Raw genomic sequence first — 18015 nt, forward strand, 5'->3', positions numbered from 1 at the left:
TGAAAAAATGAAACAAAAAGACCTTTAATTTAAAGGTCTTTTTTTATTCCAAAAAAGCTATAAAAAAGAACTTTCATTTTAAATTAAAAAATATATCTTTGCAGCGCGAAAACAAAAAGAGTTTTCACGCAATTAAGTCGCATAATATTAAACACATAAGTAATGTCTAAAGTTACAGGAAAAGTTGCACAAATCGTAGGACCAGTTATCGATGTTGAATTCGCTGCAGGTTCAGAACTTCCAAAAATTTACGATTCGTTAGAAATTAAAAGACCTGATGGTTCAACATTAGTATTAGAAGTACAGTCTCATATTGGAGAAGATACTGTTAGAACTATTGCAATGGATTCCTCTGATGGTTTAAGTAGAGGGACAGAAGTTAATGCAACAGGAGCTCCTATTCAAATGCCTATTGGTGACGATGTTTACGGACGTTTGTTTAATGTGATTGGAGATGCTATTGATGGTCTTGGAGACTTGCCTAAAGCTGGAGAAGCTGGGTTACCAATTCACCGTCAAGCTCCTAAATTTGAAGATTTATCAACTTCTACTGAAGTTTTATTTACTGGTATTAAAGTAATTGACCTTATTGAGCCATATGCAAAAGGTGGTAAAATTGGTTTATTTGGTGGTGCTGGTGTAGGTAAAACAGTATTGATTCAGGAGTTGATTAACAATATAGCCAAAGGTCACGGTGGTTTATCGGTATTTGCTGGTGTAGGTGAAAGAACGCGTGAAGGAAATGACCTTTTAAGAGAGATGTTAGAATCTGGAATTATTCGTTACGGTGATGATTTCATGCATTCTATGGAAGAAGGTGGATGGGATTTATCTAAAGTTGATAAATCTAAAATGAAAGAATCAAAAGCGACGTTTGTATTCGGACAAATGAATGAGCCTCCTGGAGCACGTGCTCGTGTGGCTTTATCTGGTTTAACTATTGCTGAATATTTCCGTGATGGTGCTGGAGACGGGCAAGGAAAAGATGTATTGTTCTTCGTTGATAATATCTTCCGTTTTACACAAGCTGGTTCAGAGGTATCGGCACTATTAGGACGTATGCCTTCTGCGGTAGGTTACCAACCAACATTAGCAACAGAAATGGGTGCTATGCAAGAGCGTATTACTTCTACTAAAAAAGGATCTATTACATCTGTACAAGCGGTTTATGTACCTGCAGATGATTTAACTGACCCTGCTCCTGCTACTACCTTTGCTCACTTAGACGCAACAACCGTACTATCTCGTAAAATTGCTGAGCTTGGTATTTATCCTGCGGTAGATCCATTAGATTCTACTTCAAGAATTTTAACAAAAGAAATTTTGGGTAACGATCACTACGCTTGTGCGCAACGTGTAAAAGAGTTATTACAACGTTACAAAGAGTTACAAGATATTATTGCCATTCTTGGTATGGAAGAGTTATCTGAAGAAGATAAAATGGCTGTAGGTAGAGCAAGACGTGTTCAACGTTTCTTATCGCAACCTTTCCACGTAGCTGAGCAGTTTACAGGTATTCCTGGTGTATTAGTTGATATTAAAGAAACTATTAAAGGTTTTAACATGATTATGGATGGTGAATTAGATCACCTACCAGAAGCAGCCTTTAACCTTAAAGGAACTATTGAAGAAGCTATAGAAGCTGGAGAGAAAATGTTAGCAGAGGCGTAGCCAAAGCTAATACTGAACTTGTTTCAGTATCTTTTAAAATTATTTATATTAATAGTTATAAGACCCAGAAGTAAATTCAGGGTAGTAAAATAAATTTTTACTATGTATTTAGAAATTGTATCACCAGAAGCAACCTTATTTAGTTCAGAAGTTGACTCTGTAACAGTACCAGGTGTAAATGGTGAATTTCAAATGTTAAATAATCACGCGCCTATTGTTTCATTACTAAAAGACGGTGTCATTAAAATTCATACGCATACTCAAAGTCATTTGGCTTTTGATTCACTACATAGTCAAGTAGTTCCTCATGCTGACGATGATAAAGTTTTAACAGTTACAATAAACTCAGGCACTTTAGAAATGAAAGATAATAAAGCTATTATATTAGCTGATTAATTTTTATTTCTCAAATAAATAAAAAAACGCGAAATCATAGATTTCGCGTTTTTTTATACCTTAATTTTCTCTAAACTTTTTTTATCACATTAGTTACAATACCCCAAATAACAAAATCGTTTTCTTCGGTAACATGTATAATCGGGTAATTAGGGTTTTCGGGTTTTAACCAAATACCATCAACATCAACTCTTAGTCGTTTTACTGTAAACTCCCCATCTAAAAAGCATACTGCTATTTTATTATTAGCAGGCTCTATACTCCTATCAATCACTAACAAGTCATTATCATCTAAACCTGCTCCTATCATCGATTGTCCACTTACACGGGCGTAAAATGTGGTTTCTCTATTTTTAACAAGCTCGGTATCTAAAGAGAGGTGTTGCTGCTCACCAAAATCTTCTGTAGGCGCTGGAAATCCGCATGAAATACCTGTATCAAAAAAAGCAGCTCCTAGCGTATCATTAGTGGGTTCTGGGTTAAAAAAAGTTAAGGGGTTAGATTTAAGTGATATCATATAAAAAGGCCTTTAGTTTAAAATTAATACATCATATTTTATTACGGAATCTTATCTCTATAGTCAATACAATCCCTTTTCTAAATCTTTAATAGATTTAAGCTCTACATTAAGTTCTTGGAGCATACTCATAATACTACTTAATTTCAGTTCGTCTTTACTATATTCTTGTGTATTAATACAACAGGTAAACTCCCATAACTCTATAACATCTTCAATCTTTACATTATAAGGTGTATAGGCTTTATTATCTGAATGTAATTCTAAATAATGTTTTTCTTTTACTTTATTATAAACTCGCTTATACACTAAGCCATCCTGTTTAGTAAGCACAATATACGTTTTACCATTTTTAACATCATCTATATTATCAATAAATCGAGCCACAATAAATGCTCCACTTTTAACTGGCAACATAGAATCTCCACTTATAGGAAATGCACGGTGTGTTCCTGTAGGCAGAAAAGGCAATTTAATTTTTTGTAATTGCTCAATATACTCAGGATCGGAATACCCCTGAAGATATCCTGCCGATGCTTTTGCTGGAACAATTTCAATTAAATCTTCATCGGTATCATTAACAGTTATAGGAAATAGTATACGCTTGTTTCCTACTTCAATGAATGACGTATCATTAGCCCCTCGTAAATCATTTTTAACTAAAATATCTATGGGTATATCAAAGTAATTAGACAGCTCTATTAAGCGATCAATTGGCGGTTCTGAACGCCCCTCTTCATAAGAGCCTACCATGGAACGCGACCACCCTAATTCATCTGCAAATCGCTCCTGAGAAAACCCTTTAAGGCCACGTAAATGTTTAATGTTAGACTGAACAACCTTCATCTTTAAAATAAATTTTAACACAACTTGCTACAAATATAAGCAACAAAAACTACAAATAGTAGTTAATTTTACATCTCCTATTATGTATTTAAATTGTCACACATATTATAGCTTGCGCTATGGCACTATTAAACCAGAGCAATTACTTAGTATTGCCTTAAAGAACAATATAAAAACACTAGCATTAACAGATATTAATAATACATCGGCCTGTTTAGACTTTGTAAGATTATCTAAAACGTATAATGTAAAACCTGTACTTGGTGTTGACTTTAGAAATGGTGCACATCAGCAATTTATTATGCTAGCAAAAAATAATAAGGGATTTCAAGAGATTAACACTTATTTATCCAAATTTTTACATAGCAGCAATCTAGAAATCCCTACCAAAGCCCCTATTCTAAAAAACACCTATACTATTTACCCTTATCAACATTATAAAGAAATTAACCTGAGAGATAATGAATTTTTAGGCATCAAAACAGGCGACCTTAATCGCCTTAAGTTTTCGAAATGGAACAACTCAAAAAACAAATTAGTCATACTCCAAACAGTTTCTTTTAATAGTAAAAAAGACTTTAATACCCATCGCTTATTACGCGCTATAGACAACAATACATTACTAAGTAAACTTCCAAAAACCGAAGAAGGATTGCCTACAGATACCATGTTACCACATGATAAGCTGTGCGAACTCTATAAAGAATACCCCTATCTCATAAAAAACACGGCAGCTATTTTAAATAATTGCCATATTGAGTTCGACTTTTCACAAGAAACACCTAACAACCAAAAATCATTTACTCAAAATGAAAATTCGGATTACCAACTATTAAAAAAACTAGCTTACCAAGGTCTTTCTTATCGGTATAAAAATCCTTCTGAAGCTATTTACAAGCGCATAAACAAAGAGCTTAACATCATTAAGGGTCAAAATTTTGTCTCATATTTTTTAATTAACCATCATATTTTAGAATATGCCCGAAGCAAAGGGTATTATTATGTTGGTCGCGGTAGTGGCGCTAACAGTATTATAGCCTATTTGCTAAGAATAACAGATGTAGACCCTGTAGAATTAGACTTGTATTTTGAACGTTTTATTAATCTATACCGCAAAAACCCACCTGATTTTGATATCGATTTCTCATGGACAGACAGAGACGATATCACTAATTTTATTTTTAAAACGTTTAAACATACTGCTCTCTTAACAGTATACAATACCTTTAAATTTAAAGCTTCTGTTAGAGAATTGGGTAAAGTATTTGGGCTACCAAAAGCTGAAATGGACATACTTACCAGAGGACGCTACAACGTCAATAATTTAGACAAACTATCCCGTCTTGTATTAACATATAGTAAATACATTCAAGGGTTTCCAAACTATTTGGGCATTCATGCTAGCGGTATTATTATTTCAGAAAAACCCATTCATTATTATACAGCTACGTTTTTACCTCCTAAAGGGTATGCCACAACGCATTTTGATATGGTAGTTGCCGAGGACATAGGTCTTTATAAATTTGATATTCTCAGCCAACGTGGGCTAGGAAAAATAAAAGATGCTGTAGACATTATAGCATATAACCACCCCAAAAATCCGGCTGTTGACATTCATGATATTGAACGATTTAAACAAGATGAAAAAATAAAACACCTACTGAGAAACGCAAAGGCTATTGGATGTTTTTACGTAGAATCTCCTGCCATGCGCATGCTTCTTAAAAAGCTACAGGTTGATGATTATTTAGGTTTGGTTGCTGCTAGTTCTATTATTCGACCTGGCGTTGCTAAATCAGGCATGATGCGGGAATATATTTTAAGACATCGTTACCCCGAACGTATTAAAAAAGCACACCCCGTTTTACTCGATATTATGCCCGAAACCTATGGGGTTATGGTATACCAAGAAGATGTTATTAAAGTTGCTCATATTTTTGGAGGGTTAGATTTAGGTCAAGCCGATAAATTACGTCGAGGCATGTCTGGAAAATTTCGTTCCAGAGATGAGTTTTTAGCGGTTAAGGAACAGTTCTTTAGTAATTGCAAGAAAAGTGGAAAACCAGATGCACTTACTGCCGAAGTATGGCGACAAACCGAAAGTTTCGCAGGATATGCATTCGCTAAAGGGCATTCAGCCTCTTATGCCGTAGAAAGTTACCAAAGCCTATTTTTAAAGGCTTACTATCCTTTAGAATATATGGTAGCCACCATTAACAATTTTGGCGGATTTTACAGAACTGAATTGTACGTTCATGAAGCCAGAATGCATGGAGGTATTATAGAAACCCCCTGCGTAAACACAAGCTTTAAGCAAGCCATTATAAAAAATAAAACTATTTACTTAGGCTTTATACTTTTACATGCTCTCGAAGCTAAAACCATTGAAAACCTGCTCATAGAACGTAACCAAAATGGTTTATTTAAAAGCTTAGATAATTTTATAGAACGAGTACCCATATCTGTAGAACAAATTTCAATTCTTATAAAAATTAATGCTTTTCGATTTACAGGGGTTAATAAACGTGAATTGCTTTGGGAAGCGCATTTAAAAATTAGAAAAACACAAATTGAGGAACAGGTAATTCCCCTATTCCAATCAGAAAAAATAAGCTATAAAACACCTCGTTTAACCAGTACAGCTTTAGAGCATGCTTTTGATGAAATAGAGTTATTAGGTTTTCCGTTATGCAACCCATTTTATTTACTAGAAACCCCTACTTCAAATCCATTAAGAGCAAAGGCCTTAACACATTTTGAAAACAAAACCATTACTATTGAAGGGTATTTGATAACGACCAAAAACACAAAAACCTCTAATGGAAAGATTATGCATTTTGGTACATTTTTAGATTACGATGGTGATTTTATTGACACCGTTCACTTTCCTCCAATAGCCGCAAAATATCCCTTTAGAGGAAAGGGAATTTATACCATTACTGGAAAAGTGTTAATTGAGTTTGATTGTGTTAATATTGAAGTATCTTCTATGGAGCGTGCTGCTATTATTGAAGATCCACGCTATGCTGTAAATTCTTTGAATACCACATTTCAAAATAAAAAAAGCTTTGCAGACCATAAAGCCGCTCAGTTGCCTCCTATGGCACCAAAAAATTTTGAAACAAGCATTAATAACCTATTAACATGAACCACCACCGTTCAATAGTACATATGGATTTAGATACTTTTTTTGTGTCTTGCGAGCGCTTATTAGATAGTCGTCTTAATGGTAAACCCGTGCTTATTGGAGGCACTTCCGACAGAGGTGTTGTAGCCTCTTGCAGCTACGAAGCCAGACAATTTGGAATACATTCTGCCATGCCTATGCGCATGGCAAAGGCCCTGTGTCCTGAAGCCATTATACTTAGAGGAAACTCAGGTATCTATACCAAGTTTTCAAAAAACGTTACCGATGTTATTAAAGAAACCGTACCGTTATATGAAAAAACATCTATTGATGAATTTTATATAGACCTAACAGGCATGGATAAATTTTTTGGGTGCCACAAATTGGCTTCAGAATTAAGACAACGTATTATAAAAGAAACAGGCTTGCCTATTTCTTTTGGTTTATCTATTAATAAAACTGTATCTAAAATAGCTACTGGAGAAGCTAAACCTAACAATGAAATACGCATTCATTCAGGTACAGAAAAACCATTTTTGGCTCCGCTTTCAGTAAAAAAAATACCTATGGTGGGTAACGTTACTTATAAATCGTTATGCGATTTGGGCGTAAAGCGTATTAAAACAGTACAAGATATGCCCATGGAGCTTATGCACAAAGTATTAGGAAAAAACGGATTAAGCATATGGAAAAAAGCTAACGGCATAGACAATAGACCTGTTATTCAATATCACGAGCGAAAATCTATTTCAACAGAACGCACATTTAACAAGGATACAACTAACGTTTCAAAACTAAGAGGTATTATTATTGCTATGGCTGAAAATCTGGCCTATCAATTAAGACGAGGCAACAAATTAACAGCATGTATTACCTTTAAAATTAGATATTCCGATTTTCAAACCTACACCCAACAACAACGCATACCCTATAGTTCTATGGATCATTCTATTATCCCTGTAGTATTAGATTTATTTAAAAAACTATATCACAGACGATTGTTAGTAAGGCTTATTGGTGTAAAATTTAGTCATTTAGTTGAAGGCGGTCATCAAATCAATCTCTTTGAAGATAACGAAAAACATCTTCACTTAAGTCAGGCTATTGATAAAATGCGTGAACGTTATGGCGACAGATCTGTAATTACGGCCGCAGGCATGGAAGCCAAAAGTATTAGTAGATGGAATCCATTTACAGGAGAACCGCCACCTTTATTGGCTAATAGGCGGCAATAATAAAACTATAAATTAATACGAAGCAAATATCAAAATGTGTTCGCAATTAACTAAACTAAAACAACTTCCCTTTTTTTATTATGCTATTACCCATACGCTTATAAGCCACTTTAGTGCCGTTTGCACAAAATGTATAATTCCCTTTTTCCTTTTGCTCTTTGTAGGTTAATAATATTACATCTTCAACCTCACAGTTATGGTCTTTAGCAACCTTAGCCTTAACATGCTTCATAGTTGCTCGTCCCTTTTTTAACTGCGCCTGAATTTTACTATTCAATTTAGGTTCTGTGAAGTCTTCCGCAAGATTGCAATTATTAATTTTTTTAGATTCAGACTCTGCCACCAACGTAGTATCTGTTTCTTTTTTTACTGGCACTTCTAAATCAATATACTCCCATGTGTAATCTGCTTTTAACAGTACACGCCTGCCATCCTCTGTTTTAACGATATAATTGTTTTGAGAAAAGCCAAAAGTAACAACAAATAAGCATACAAAAGCAATAGAAATTTTCATGGCAAATTATCTTAAAATTGATTCCAAAAATACAATTTAATCTTCAACATACTCTAAAATATCAGCAGGTTGACAATCCAGTGCTTTACAAATAGCTTCTAAGGTAGAAAACCGAACCGCTTTGGCTTTACCAGATTTTAGGATAGACATATTCGCTGTGGTAATACCAATAATTTCGGCAAGCTCTTTGCTTTTCATGTTGCGTTTGGAAAGCATAATGTCTAGATTTACGATTATTGGCATAATTAAATGGTTAGATCGTTTTCTTCCTGAATATGACTTCCTTTTTTCAAAACGTCTAAATACAGATACATTAAAAAAGCAATAACTAAATGGGCCAATACGATAAAATAATCATCCTCAAAACGGATGGGTATGCCTTGTATTAAAAAGGAAGCTGTAAATAGCACAATATATACTATGGGAAGTATATTAAGTTTTAAGAAAAAGCGTAATCGCTTTAATGACTTGGTCTCAAAAATTTTATTTTTAACAAAAACCTTTAAAAATTCCTTGAAAGCATAGAAGTAAATCGCATAATATGTCATGGCTCCCCACATGATAATAATAGCGTAGTTAAAGGGCACATTAATGTTTAAACCAATAAAAGGCACATATACTTTTCCCCTGCCATTGATGATATCTATAAACGGCATGTCTATTTCAAGCTTATATTCTAAAAAAGCGAGCGCTGAAAACAAGAAAACGAATAGCAATACGATTGCAACAATATAGAATAGAACTAAGGATGTTAAGTATGCAAGTTTTTTCATTTTGCCTAAATCGTTAAATTATTTTCCTGTTCGGCTAAGCGTGCCTTTGCAAAAACTTCACTCAAAAACATAAAAAACAAGCCTACAACTATAGGCGTAATCAAAGAAAAATCTATTCCAAGCCTAATATCTCCTAACATTACCAACCTTGCTAAAAACTTATAAACCGCATAAGAAACCCCGCAAATTAATATAAGCCTACCAATCATTTTAAAATTTTTAATAATCAGTTCGGAAAAATAATTGCCTTCAGATAAGTCTTTTAGAGTTTCCTTCAGCAAATAAACCGCTCTAACAAATAATATATAAATAGTAGTGGGTACCGATATCAGAGCCAAAAACTTCAGCGTGCTTATATTCGAAACATCATAGTCTTCAATAATTTTTAAATCGGCTACCTCTCCTTGTTGAATCATAATTGAAATGAAAATAACGATTCCAATAAGCACAAATAGCAATAAATAATAATACATGTTTATTAGTTTTCTCAAAACTTCAATAGTTTTCATTAGATATAAATTATTGTTTAACGATAACAAAAATATATAAAATTATTGAAAAACAATAATTTTATTAAAAATTTAATTTACAATTAGACCTTTCTGGTTTTGATAACCTGAAAGGTCTTAGTTATCTTTGATCTCATGTTTCCCAAAAAACTAAATCAAAAACTAGAAGTGCGCAAAGCGAGTAATGCCTTACGTAAATTAGGCGCACAAGATGATTTAGTAGACTTTTCGTCAAATGATTATTTAGGTTTATCTAAAAACGAAATCATTTTTGACAATGCCCACAAATTTTTAATTGAAAACAACATTAAACAAAACGGTGCAACAGGTTCTCGTTTACTTTCAGGGAATCATAAATTGTATAACCAAGCAGAACAGCAACTGTGCGAGTTTCATAACAGTCCTTCTTCCATAATTTTCAATTCAGGCTACGATGCGAATATTGGTTTCTTTTCATCTGTTCCCCAACGTGGAGACATCATTCTTTACGATGAATTTATCCATGCTTCCATTAGAGATGGCATTAAAATGAGTCATGCTAAAGCTTATAAGTTTAATCATAATGATTTGGATGATTTAGAAAAAAGATGTCAGATGGAGCGCAACCGAAGTCCTCGTGATTCAGAAATTTATGTTGTTACAGAATCTGTTTTCTCCATGGATGGAGATACACCAAATTTGCTTGCTTTGGTGCAAATAAGTAAAAAGTATCAAGCCCGTTTAATCGTTGACGAAGCCCATGCCATCGGTCTTTTTGGAGAAAATGGCTCTGGCATAATTCAAGATTTAAAACTAGAAAACGATATTTTTGCTCGCATAGTCACCTTTGGAAAAGCCATGGGCTGTCATGGTGCTGCCGTTCTAGGAAGTCATGCCTTAAAAAGTTATTTAATAAACTTTTCTCGTAGCTTTATATACACCACAGGACTCCCGCCTCACAGCTTAGCAACCATTAATTGCGCTTATAATGAACTGCTAAAATCGGATAGTAAAAGTAGACTTCTTAAGAATATTAGGCATTTTAAGTCTGAAATAGTTAATAACAAACTTGAACACATTTTTATTGAGTCAAATTCAGCAATACATTGTTGTGTAATTTCTGGTAATACCAAAGTAAAATCTATTGCAGAAAAACTTCAGCATAATGGCTTTAATGTTAAACCTATACTTTCTCCTACCGTCCCAAAAGATAAGGAACGTTTACGCTTCTGCTTACACAGTTATAATTCTTTAAGAGAAATAACCCAAGTCTTAAATCTACTTGCTACTTTTGTAAGGTTTTGACACAGATTCTTATTTAAGAGATGTTAACCAACAACTATTAATCTACTAATGGGCCATACTTTTAAAACAATAGCTAGATTTCAATATTCTGCCGAAGCAGAAATTATCAAAGGACGATTAGAAGCCGATGGTATTGAGGTATTTCTTTCTGACAATTTAACCATAGATACCGACCCACTTGTGAGTAATGCCATTGGGGGTGTGAAGCTAAAGGTTTTGTCTGATCAGGCTGAAGAAGCTAAACAAATTTTAAAATCCATAAACCGATATTCTGTTGACGATAACGGAAAAAGTATAAGCTGCCCAAATTGTAATAGTAAAAAAACACAACTTTATTCTACTGTGAAAGATGCTAAATCTTTTTTTGCCTTTATTTTTGCGCTTATTCTTAATCTGCTTGTTTTTATTTTACCGTTCTATACGAAGTATAAATACAGATGCGAAGATTGTAAAACAGAATTTGATTTAAAATGAAAGCGTCACACTGAACTTGTTTCAGGGTCACACAGGTAAAATGAAATCTAGCCATATCTACATATTAACAAATAAATACAGAACAACTTTTTACATAGGAGTTACGGGAAATTTATCAAAAAGACTCGAAGAACATTATGAAGGAACTGCTTCAAAATTTACAAAAAAATATAACTTAAAGGATTTAATTTATTTTGAAACATTTTCCGATATTGAGCAAGCGATAGCTAGAGAAAAGCAATTAAAAAATTGGCGTAAAAAAATGGAAGTTGAAATTAGTAAAAGAAGTTAATCCAACTCTAAAAACTTTAGATTTTTAAATAAATAATGCGATGCTGAAACAAGTTCAGCATGACGAAAACCATGAATACATATTTCATCACTGGAATTTCAACAGATGTTGGAAAAACCATAGCTTCGGCAATTATTACCGAAGCTCTCGAGGCCGACTATTGGAAACCTGTACAAGCAGGAGAACTAAACAATTGCGATACTAAAAAAGTTAGAAGCTTAGTTTCTAACACAACTTCCAAATTTCACCCCAATGCCTATGCCCTAAAAACACCTATGAGCCCCCATGGCGCGGCAGATATTGATGGTGTTGAAATTAAAATTAGCAATATAAAACCTCCAAAAACCTACAATCATTTGGTTATTGAAGGCGCCGGAGGACTCCTTGTACCATTAAACCATAAAGACACCGTTTTCGATTTAATTAAACCGAATTACAAGGTTATTGTAGTTTCTAGGCACTATCTGGGCAGCATAAACCACACCCTTTTAACCATTAACACTTTAAAAACAAAAGGCTTAGAGGTTAGTGTTATTTTTAGCGGTAACGAACACCCATCAACAGAGAGCATTATCAATGAGATGACACAAGTTTCGGTAATAGGAAGAATCGATGAAGAGCCTTATTTTGATAAGAATGTGATTAAGGAATATGCAGAACGCTTCAGAAACAAATTATGACCCTAAAAGAACGAGATAAAAAACATCTTTGGCACCCACTAACACAACACAAACTACACCCTGATGCCATTGCCATAACCAAAGCAAAAGATTGTATTCTTACAGACGAAAATGGCAATGAGTATATCGATGCTATTGCTTCTTGGTATACCTGCATGTACGGCCATTGCAACGATTACATTACCAGTCGCGTTTCCAATCAAATGCAGCAACTAGATCAAGTTGTTTTTAGCGGTTTTACGCATGAGCCTGCTATAAAATTATCGGAAGCCCTTATCGAGATTTTACCTGAAAATCAAAACAAACTTTTTTTTAGCGACAACGGTTCTTCTTCAGTCGAAATAGGCATAAAAATGGCTTTGCAGTATCATTTTAATCGCGGAGAGAAACGTAACACCTTGATTGCTTTTGAGGATGGGTTTCACGGTGACACATTCGGCGCCATGAGCGTTTCTGGACTTTCTGTTTACAATGGGCCTTTCGCAGATTTTTTCTTGAATGTAAAACGTATCCCAACACCAAATGGGAAAAATCTCCAAACCATTATAACCTCATTAGAAAACATTATAGGTCATAATAAAGTTGCCGGATTTGTATACGAGCCCTTAGTCCAAGGGGCAGCAGCCATGAGCATGCATTGTGCCGCAGATTTAGATGAGATTTTAAAATTCTGTAAAAAGCACAGCATCATAACAGTCGCTGATGAAGTTATGACTGGATTTGGCAAAACAGGTAAGTATTTTGCATCCTTACATTTGGAAAGTAAACCAGATGTCATGTGCCTTAGTAAAGCCTTAACAGGGGGATTACTTCCCATGGCATTAACCACATGCAGTCAAGACATTTACGACGCCTTTTACAGTGACGATTTAAGCAAAGGGCTGTTTCATGGACACACTTATTCTGCAAACCCCTTAGCTTGTACTGCAGCTCTTGCCAGCATAGATCTATTAAAATCTGAAACTATTCAGGCCAACATAAAAACCATCATTAAATCTCATGAGGCCTTTGGGCAAAAGATAGCTCAGCACCACAAAGTAAAATCCATTAGACAAACAGGGATTATTTTTGCCCTTGATTTAGATATTAAGATGGAACGCTATGGTAACCTAAGGGATAAACTTTTTAATTTCTTTATGAATAAAGGTGTGTTTTTACGTCCCTTAGGAAACACCATATACATCCAGGCTCCCTATACCATTGCGGAGAAACAGCTTAATAAAGTGTATGAAGTTATTGAAGATGCTTTAGAAATACTATAACTTTGCACCAAAATAAAAAGCTTGCAACAACCAATTTCAATCACCGCAATTTCATCCATTTCTTCCCTTGGAAATTCGAGTTATCAAACTTGGAACAGCTACCAAAAAAATAGGCATTATCTAAGTTCAAGGGACGTTTTTGGGAAACCTATTTTTGTTGCAGAAATTCCAGATGATGCGAAACAAGATATTGAAGCTCTAAGACTATCTGATAGCAAATACAAATCACTAGACAATTCTGTACTATACGCTATTTATACGTCAAGACAAGCTATAGCAAATGCCAATTGGTGTAGCTCAGACAACTTCGGTATTAATATTGGTTCATCGAGAGGAGCTACAAAATTGTTTGAAGATTACCACGAATCTTACTTAAAGAACCAAAAAGCCAAAACACTAACCTCTCCAACCACCACACTTGGTAACATTTCATCATGGGTGGCTCATGATTTGCAAACTCAAGGGCCTGAAATAAGTCACTCCATAACATGTTCAACAGCGCTTCATGCCATGTTGAATGGTATTGCTTGGATCAACTCAGGTATGAGCAACAAGTTTTTGGTTGGAGGTAGCGAAGCGCCACTTACACCTTTTACCATTGCCCAAATGCAAGCCTTAAAAATATATTCAAAAAACTCAGAAGAATATCCTTGTCGCGCTTTAGATTTTAGTAAAACTAAAAATTCTATGGTATTGGGTGAAGGCGCAGCAATGGTATGCTTAGAAGCTGGAAATACCCCAAATGCACTAGCAAAAATTACAGGTTATGGCTACGCTACAGAAATTTTAAAGCACAATATTTCTATTTCAAGTGATGCCAGTTGTTTTCAAAAATCCATGAAAATGGCTTTAGGCAACTTAAACCCTGACGAAGTTGATGCCATTGTAATGCATGCACCTGGCACGGTAAAAGGCGATCTTTCTGAATTTAAGGCTATTGAAAAAGTTTTCGGTAACAAAATACCCTTTTTAACTACCAATAAATGGAAGATAGGTCACACCTTTGGAGCATCTGGAACTCTTAATATAGAGCTTGCCGTTTTAATGCTGCAGCATCAAAAGTTTATTGGTGTACCCTATGTAGACACTACTTCGTCTCCTAAAAAACTCAAGAACATCCTAGTAAATGCTGTGGGGTTTGGAGGAAACGCTGTTTCTATTTTATTGTCCAAAAATTAAAATCATATCTCTTTTTATTAGTATTTTTGATGCCAACAAACTGGCATGTTTATGAGCGAGACTAGACACAACTGGACCAAAGAAGAAATTCTAGAGATATACAACAAACCATTTATGGAACTGCTTTATGAAGCAGCTACGGTTCATAGAATAAACCACGACCCTAATGTGGTTCAAGTAAGCACCTTGCTGTCTATTAAAACAGGTGGATGTTCTGAAGATTGTGGCTATTGCCCGCAGGCAGCCCGGTATCATACCGATATTGAGGGCAATGATTTAATGTCTGTTCAACAGGTTAAAGCACAGGCCTTACGAGCAAAATCTACTGGAAGCTCACGTGTATGTATGGGAGCCGCTTGGCGAAATGTTAAAGATGGTGAAGAGTTTGATCAAGTTCTTGAAATGGTACGTACCATCAATAAACTCGATATGGAAGTTTGTTGTACCCTAGGTATGGTTACCGAAAATCAAGCAAAACGTTTAGCAGAAGCTGGTTTATATGCTTATAATCATAATTTAGATTCATCTGAAGAGTATTACAAAGAAGTTATTTCTACCCGCGGTTATCAAGATCGTTTGGATACTATTGATAATGTGCGTAAAACCAATGTTACCGTTTGCAGCGGAGGGATTATAGGCATGGGCGAAAATATTGAAGACCGAGCAGGTATGCTTGTCGCACTTTCAACACTAAACCCACAGCCAGAATCTACACCTATTAATGCTTTAGTAGCTGTTGAAGGCACACCGCTTGAAGACCAAAAACCAGTATCTATTTGGGATATGGTGCGTATGGTTGCAACCACAAGAATAGTTATGCCAGAAACTCAAGTACGCTTAAGTGCTGGTAGAACGCAAATGACCAGAGAAGGACAAGCGATGTGTTTCTTCGCTGGTGCTAATTCTATTTTTGCTGGTGATAAATTACTCACTACACCAAACCCTGATGTTAATGAAGACATGGAAATGTTTGCATTGTTAGGTATGAAACCGCAAAAACCTTTTACTAAAAAAGTGCAACCACAAACGGTAGAAGCACAGGACTCCCAACTACAAAGTCTGGGTGAAAAGCCAAAATGGACACGACCAGAGCATACCATAGAGCGAAATGAAGCTGCAAAAGAAAAGGCTAAAACGCTTAAATAAACGAATTTCTGTTTAACCTTTTGAAAAATATTAGTTTGCTTGTTTTCTGTCTAAGGTGAAATGATTATTCAGATTCACTTTGTTGGTTAAACTCATCCTATGCTGTTTTAAGTTTCGCATCCTTTTCTTAACTTTGTCTGACTAAACTTTCAAACTTTGGCATTAAACCTAAAGGACATTCCGCGCGTAAAAACGATAACCAAAGCAGATTTTTTAAAGCACTATTTTAAACCCCAAAAACCTGTTGTTATCGAAAATGCCATTAAGGACTGGCCAGCATACAGTAAATGGAGTTTAGACTATATGAAGGGCAAAGGAGGTTATATTACGGTCCCTCTTTATGATGACAGACCGGTAGATTACAAAGATGGTTTTAATGAACCCCATGCTAAAATGAAGCTTTCGGACTATATTGACCTACTTAAAAGTAAGCCCACTAAGTTTAGGATTTTTCTCTGGAATGCCCTTAAAGAGATTCCCTCGTTACAACAAGATTTTTCGTTTCCCGATTTTGGTTTGCGCCTCATGAAAGGTATTCCTATGTTATTTTTTGGTGGTAAAGATTCATACACTTTCATGCATTATGATATTGATTTGGCCAATATTTTTCATTTCCATTTTGAAGGAAAAAAACGTTGCATCCTTTTCGATCAAAATCAAAATGAATACTTATATAAAATACCACACTCTTTAATCACCCGAGAGGACATAGATTTTAATAACCCAGATTTCGAAAAATGGCCCATGCTAAAAAAAGCAACCGGCTATATCACCGAATTAAATCATGGCGAAGTGCTTTACATGCCTGAAGGCTACTGGCATTATATGCGCTACATCACGCCCGGATTTTCAATGAGCTTAAGAGCCATCGCTAGAAACCCTAAAAATTTCAGTAAAGCCGTTTATAACGTTTTTGTTATGCGCAACTACGATAACCTAATGCGAAGAATTAAAGGACAAAAATGGATTGATTGGAAAAACGAACAGGCCATAATTAGAACCCATAAACACCTTTAAGTTTTATTTGATAATTTATAAGTTATAATATCTTTGCTCGTTTAAAAATCAAATACTCAAATCATGAAAAAATTACTTTTTGTAATCGCTATTTTAAGTGGTTCAATTTTAAATGCTCAAGCTTTTATTGGCAGTGGAGACAACAAGTTCCAAATAGGTCTTAATCTTCAAAATAATGCCACTGGAATTAATGCGTCCTACGATTTTGGTGTGGGAGAGAATATGTCCTTAGGATTCTCATCATCATATGCGCTTGGTGTTGATAGCGTTCTCGATGCCGATTTTAAGGACCGTATTGACGTAAAGGCTCGATTTAATGCCAACCTAGGAAACGTGATCAACATCGATGAAAATTTTGACATTTACCCAGGGTTAAATTTTAGCTTGAAAAACTTTGGAGGCCATTTAGGTTTGCGTTACTTCTTTACAACAGGCTTCGGTGTTTACACAGAGTTCAATGTACCTCTAGCCAAGTATGATACAGGAGTACTAACACCAGCTGAAAAATTACACAACCAGTTTACGGCAAATATTGGAGCTTCTTTCAATTTGTAACAAGCACACTTTGAAAACATAAAAAGGGGAGGGTAAGATGCATAGTCTTACCCTTTCTTTTATATTCTCATACCTTTATTGTATTAGCCATTTCATAAACTAAATGAGACTCCCAGCCACGATATAAGAAATAGTTAATAAATCTCTGGCGCTTTTTTAATACATTGGTTTCCCTCATACTTTGTATTTTTTTTTGGGATATCGTGTAGAAGATATCCAAATATTCGGTCTCTTCAATCTCTGCTAAAGCTGCTCCTATGTTATACTCAGAAATAAATCTGCGCTTTAACTCTAGTTTTAACCGCTGCTTGCCCCAGCCTTTTATATTAAACTTGCCTCTTACAAAGGTTTTTGCAAAACGGCTTTCATTTAAAAAGTTATGTTCTAAAAGATGTACTATAACCACATCAATAGCTTCTGGTATCATGTTTAAAGCCTCTAACTTCTGTCTAACTTCTTGATGGCAACGCTCCTGATAAGCACAATACTGCTCTAATTTTCTGATAGCCTCTTGTAAAGTATATGTTTTCTTCGTCAT

At 35.0% G+C, this 18015-nt stretch carries 20 protein-coding genes; 13 read left to right on the top strand and 7 right to left on the bottom strand.

All coding sequences use genetic code 11. The features are described 5' to 3' along the window. The first annotated feature begins 162 nt into the window (after positions 1-162). Together atpD and E5D58_RS11740 are read left to right on the top strand one after the other, a co-directional pair. On the top strand, positions 163-1671 hold the full coding sequence (gene atpD, locus E5D58_RS11735) for a F0F1 ATP synthase subunit beta (RefSeq protein WP_136482064.1): 1509 nt from the start codon (positions 163-165) through the stop codon (positions 1669-1671). Positions 1672-1773: 102 nt separating this feature from the next. Then, entirely contained in the window at positions 1774-2067 is a 294-nt protein-coding gene (locus E5D58_RS11740) for a FoF1 ATP synthase subunit delta/epsilon (RefSeq protein WP_136482065.1), read from the top strand. A gap of 70 nt (positions 2068-2137) precedes the next feature. Here E5D58_RS11740 and E5D58_RS11745 read toward each other — a convergent pair whose 3' ends face one another. Further along, positions 2138-2584, bottom strand: coding sequence for a LexA family protein (locus E5D58_RS11745; RefSeq protein WP_136482066.1), 447 nt, complete (start codon positions 2582-2584; stop codon positions 2138-2140). A gap of 63 nt (positions 2585-2647) precedes the next feature. Next, positions 2648-3430, bottom strand: coding sequence for an XRE family transcriptional regulator (locus E5D58_RS11750; RefSeq protein WP_136482067.1), 783 nt, complete (start codon positions 3428-3430; stop codon positions 2648-2650). 82 nt (positions 3431-3512) lie between these two features. Here E5D58_RS11750 and E5D58_RS11755 point away from each other — a divergent pair, with 82 nt between their 5' ends. Together E5D58_RS11755 and dinB are read left to right on the top strand one after the other, a co-directional pair. Then, entirely contained in the window at positions 3513-6578 is a 3066-nt protein-coding gene (locus E5D58_RS11755; protein ID WP_136482068.1) for a DNA polymerase III subunit alpha, read from the top strand. Next, a complete protein-coding gene (dinB, locus tag E5D58_RS11760) occupies positions 6575-7792 on the top strand; it encodes a DNA polymerase IV (protein WP_136482069.1) in 1218 nt (405 codons plus the stop codon). Before E5D58_RS11755 ends, dinB begins: the two co-directional genes overlap by 4 nt. A 55-nt stretch (positions 7793-7847) precedes the next feature. On the opposite strand, the gene E5D58_RS11765 is transcribed toward dinB, so the two are convergent. Genes E5D58_RS11765 through E5D58_RS11780 form a run of 4 tightly spaced genes read right to left on the bottom strand, consistent with a single transcriptional unit; the run spans position 7848 to position 9588 of the window. Continuing rightward, positions 7848-8306: a DUF3157 family protein gene (locus tag E5D58_RS11765; protein WP_136482070.1), complete on the bottom strand. Its 459-nt coding sequence runs from the start codon at positions 8304-8306 to the stop codon at positions 7848-7850. A 36-nt stretch (positions 8307-8342) separates the two neighbouring features. Then, positions 8343-8549 (bottom strand): helix-turn-helix domain-containing protein, encoded by a 207-nt coding sequence (locus E5D58_RS11770; protein WP_136482071.1) that lies wholly within the window; start codon positions 8547-8549, stop codon positions 8343-8345. 2 nt (positions 8550-8551) lie between these two features. Then, a complete protein-coding gene (locus tag E5D58_RS11775) occupies positions 8552-9079 on the bottom strand; it encodes a DUF2975 domain-containing protein (RefSeq protein WP_136482072.1) in 528 nt (175 codons plus the stop codon). A 5-nt stretch (positions 9080-9084) separates the two neighbouring features. Beyond that, positions 9085-9588, bottom strand: coding sequence for a DUF2975 domain-containing protein (locus tag E5D58_RS11780; RefSeq protein WP_136482073.1), 504 nt, complete (start codon positions 9586-9588; stop codon positions 9085-9087). A gap of 135 nt (positions 9589-9723) precedes the next feature. Between E5D58_RS11780 and E5D58_RS11785 the strand changes: the two genes are divergently transcribed. The 9 genes from E5D58_RS11785 to E5D58_RS11825 all read left to right on the top strand — a co-directional run bounded on the left by E5D58_RS11785 (position 9724) and on the right by E5D58_RS11825 (position 17477). Next, positions 9724-10872, top strand: coding sequence for an aminotransferase class I/II-fold pyridoxal phosphate-dependent enzyme (locus tag E5D58_RS11785; RefSeq protein ID WP_136482074.1), 1149 nt, complete (start codon positions 9724-9726; stop codon positions 10870-10872). Between the two features lie 48 nt (positions 10873-10920). Continuing rightward, on the top strand, positions 10921-11346 hold the full coding sequence (locus E5D58_RS11790; protein WP_136482075.1) for a putative signal transducing protein: 426 nt from the start codon (positions 10921-10923) through the stop codon (positions 11344-11346). A 40-nt stretch (positions 11347-11386) separates the two neighbouring features. After that, a complete protein-coding gene (locus tag E5D58_RS11795) occupies positions 11387-11638 on the top strand; it encodes a GIY-YIG nuclease family protein (RefSeq protein ID WP_235835907.1) in 252 nt (83 codons plus the stop codon). A 59-nt stretch (positions 11639-11697) separates the two neighbouring features. Further along, positions 11698-12318 carry a dethiobiotin synthase gene (gene bioD / locus E5D58_RS11800; RefSeq protein ID WP_235835908.1) on the top strand — a complete coding sequence of 207 codons (621 nt, stop codon included), beginning with the start codon at positions 11698-11700 and terminating at the stop codon, positions 12316-12318. After that, positions 12315-13580: an adenosylmethionine--8-amino-7-oxononanoate transaminase gene (gene bioA, locus E5D58_RS11805; RefSeq protein WP_136482077.1), complete on the top strand. Its 1266-nt coding sequence runs from the start codon at positions 12315-12317 to the stop codon at positions 13578-13580. Before bioD ends, bioA begins: the two co-directional genes overlap by 4 nt. Before the next feature lie 21 nt (positions 13581-13601). Beyond that, complete coding sequence (locus tag E5D58_RS11810) at positions 13602-14759, top strand: beta-ketoacyl synthase N-terminal-like domain-containing protein (RefSeq protein WP_136482078.1); 1158 nt, start codon at positions 13602-13604, stop codon at positions 14757-14759. A gap of 51 nt (positions 14760-14810) precedes the next feature. Then, entirely contained in the window at positions 14811-15905 is a 1095-nt protein-coding gene (gene bioB, locus E5D58_RS11815; RefSeq protein WP_136482079.1) for a biotin synthase BioB, read from the top strand. A gap of 156 nt (positions 15906-16061) precedes the next feature. Beyond that, the gene (locus E5D58_RS11820; RefSeq protein WP_136482080.1) at positions 16062-16922 is read left to right on the top strand and encodes a cupin-like domain-containing protein; all 861 of its coding nucleotides are present in this window, start codon (positions 16062-16064) and stop codon (positions 16920-16922) included. Between the two features lie 63 nt (positions 16923-16985). Then, positions 16986-17477, top strand: coding sequence for a DUF6646 family protein (locus E5D58_RS11825; RefSeq protein ID WP_136482081.1), 492 nt, complete (start codon positions 16986-16988; stop codon positions 17475-17477). Between the two features lie 67 nt (positions 17478-17544). On the opposite strand, the gene E5D58_RS11830 is transcribed toward E5D58_RS11825, so the two are convergent. Continuing rightward, positions 17545-18015, bottom strand: coding sequence for a regulatory protein RecX (locus tag E5D58_RS11830; RefSeq protein WP_136482082.1), 471 nt, complete (start codon positions 18013-18015; stop codon positions 17545-17547).

It is taken from the genome of Cognatitamlana onchidii, assembly GCF_004804355.1.
GTDB classification, from domain to species: domain Bacteria; phylum Bacteroidota; class Bacteroidia; order Flavobacteriales; family Flavobacteriaceae; genus Cognatitamlana; species Cognatitamlana onchidii.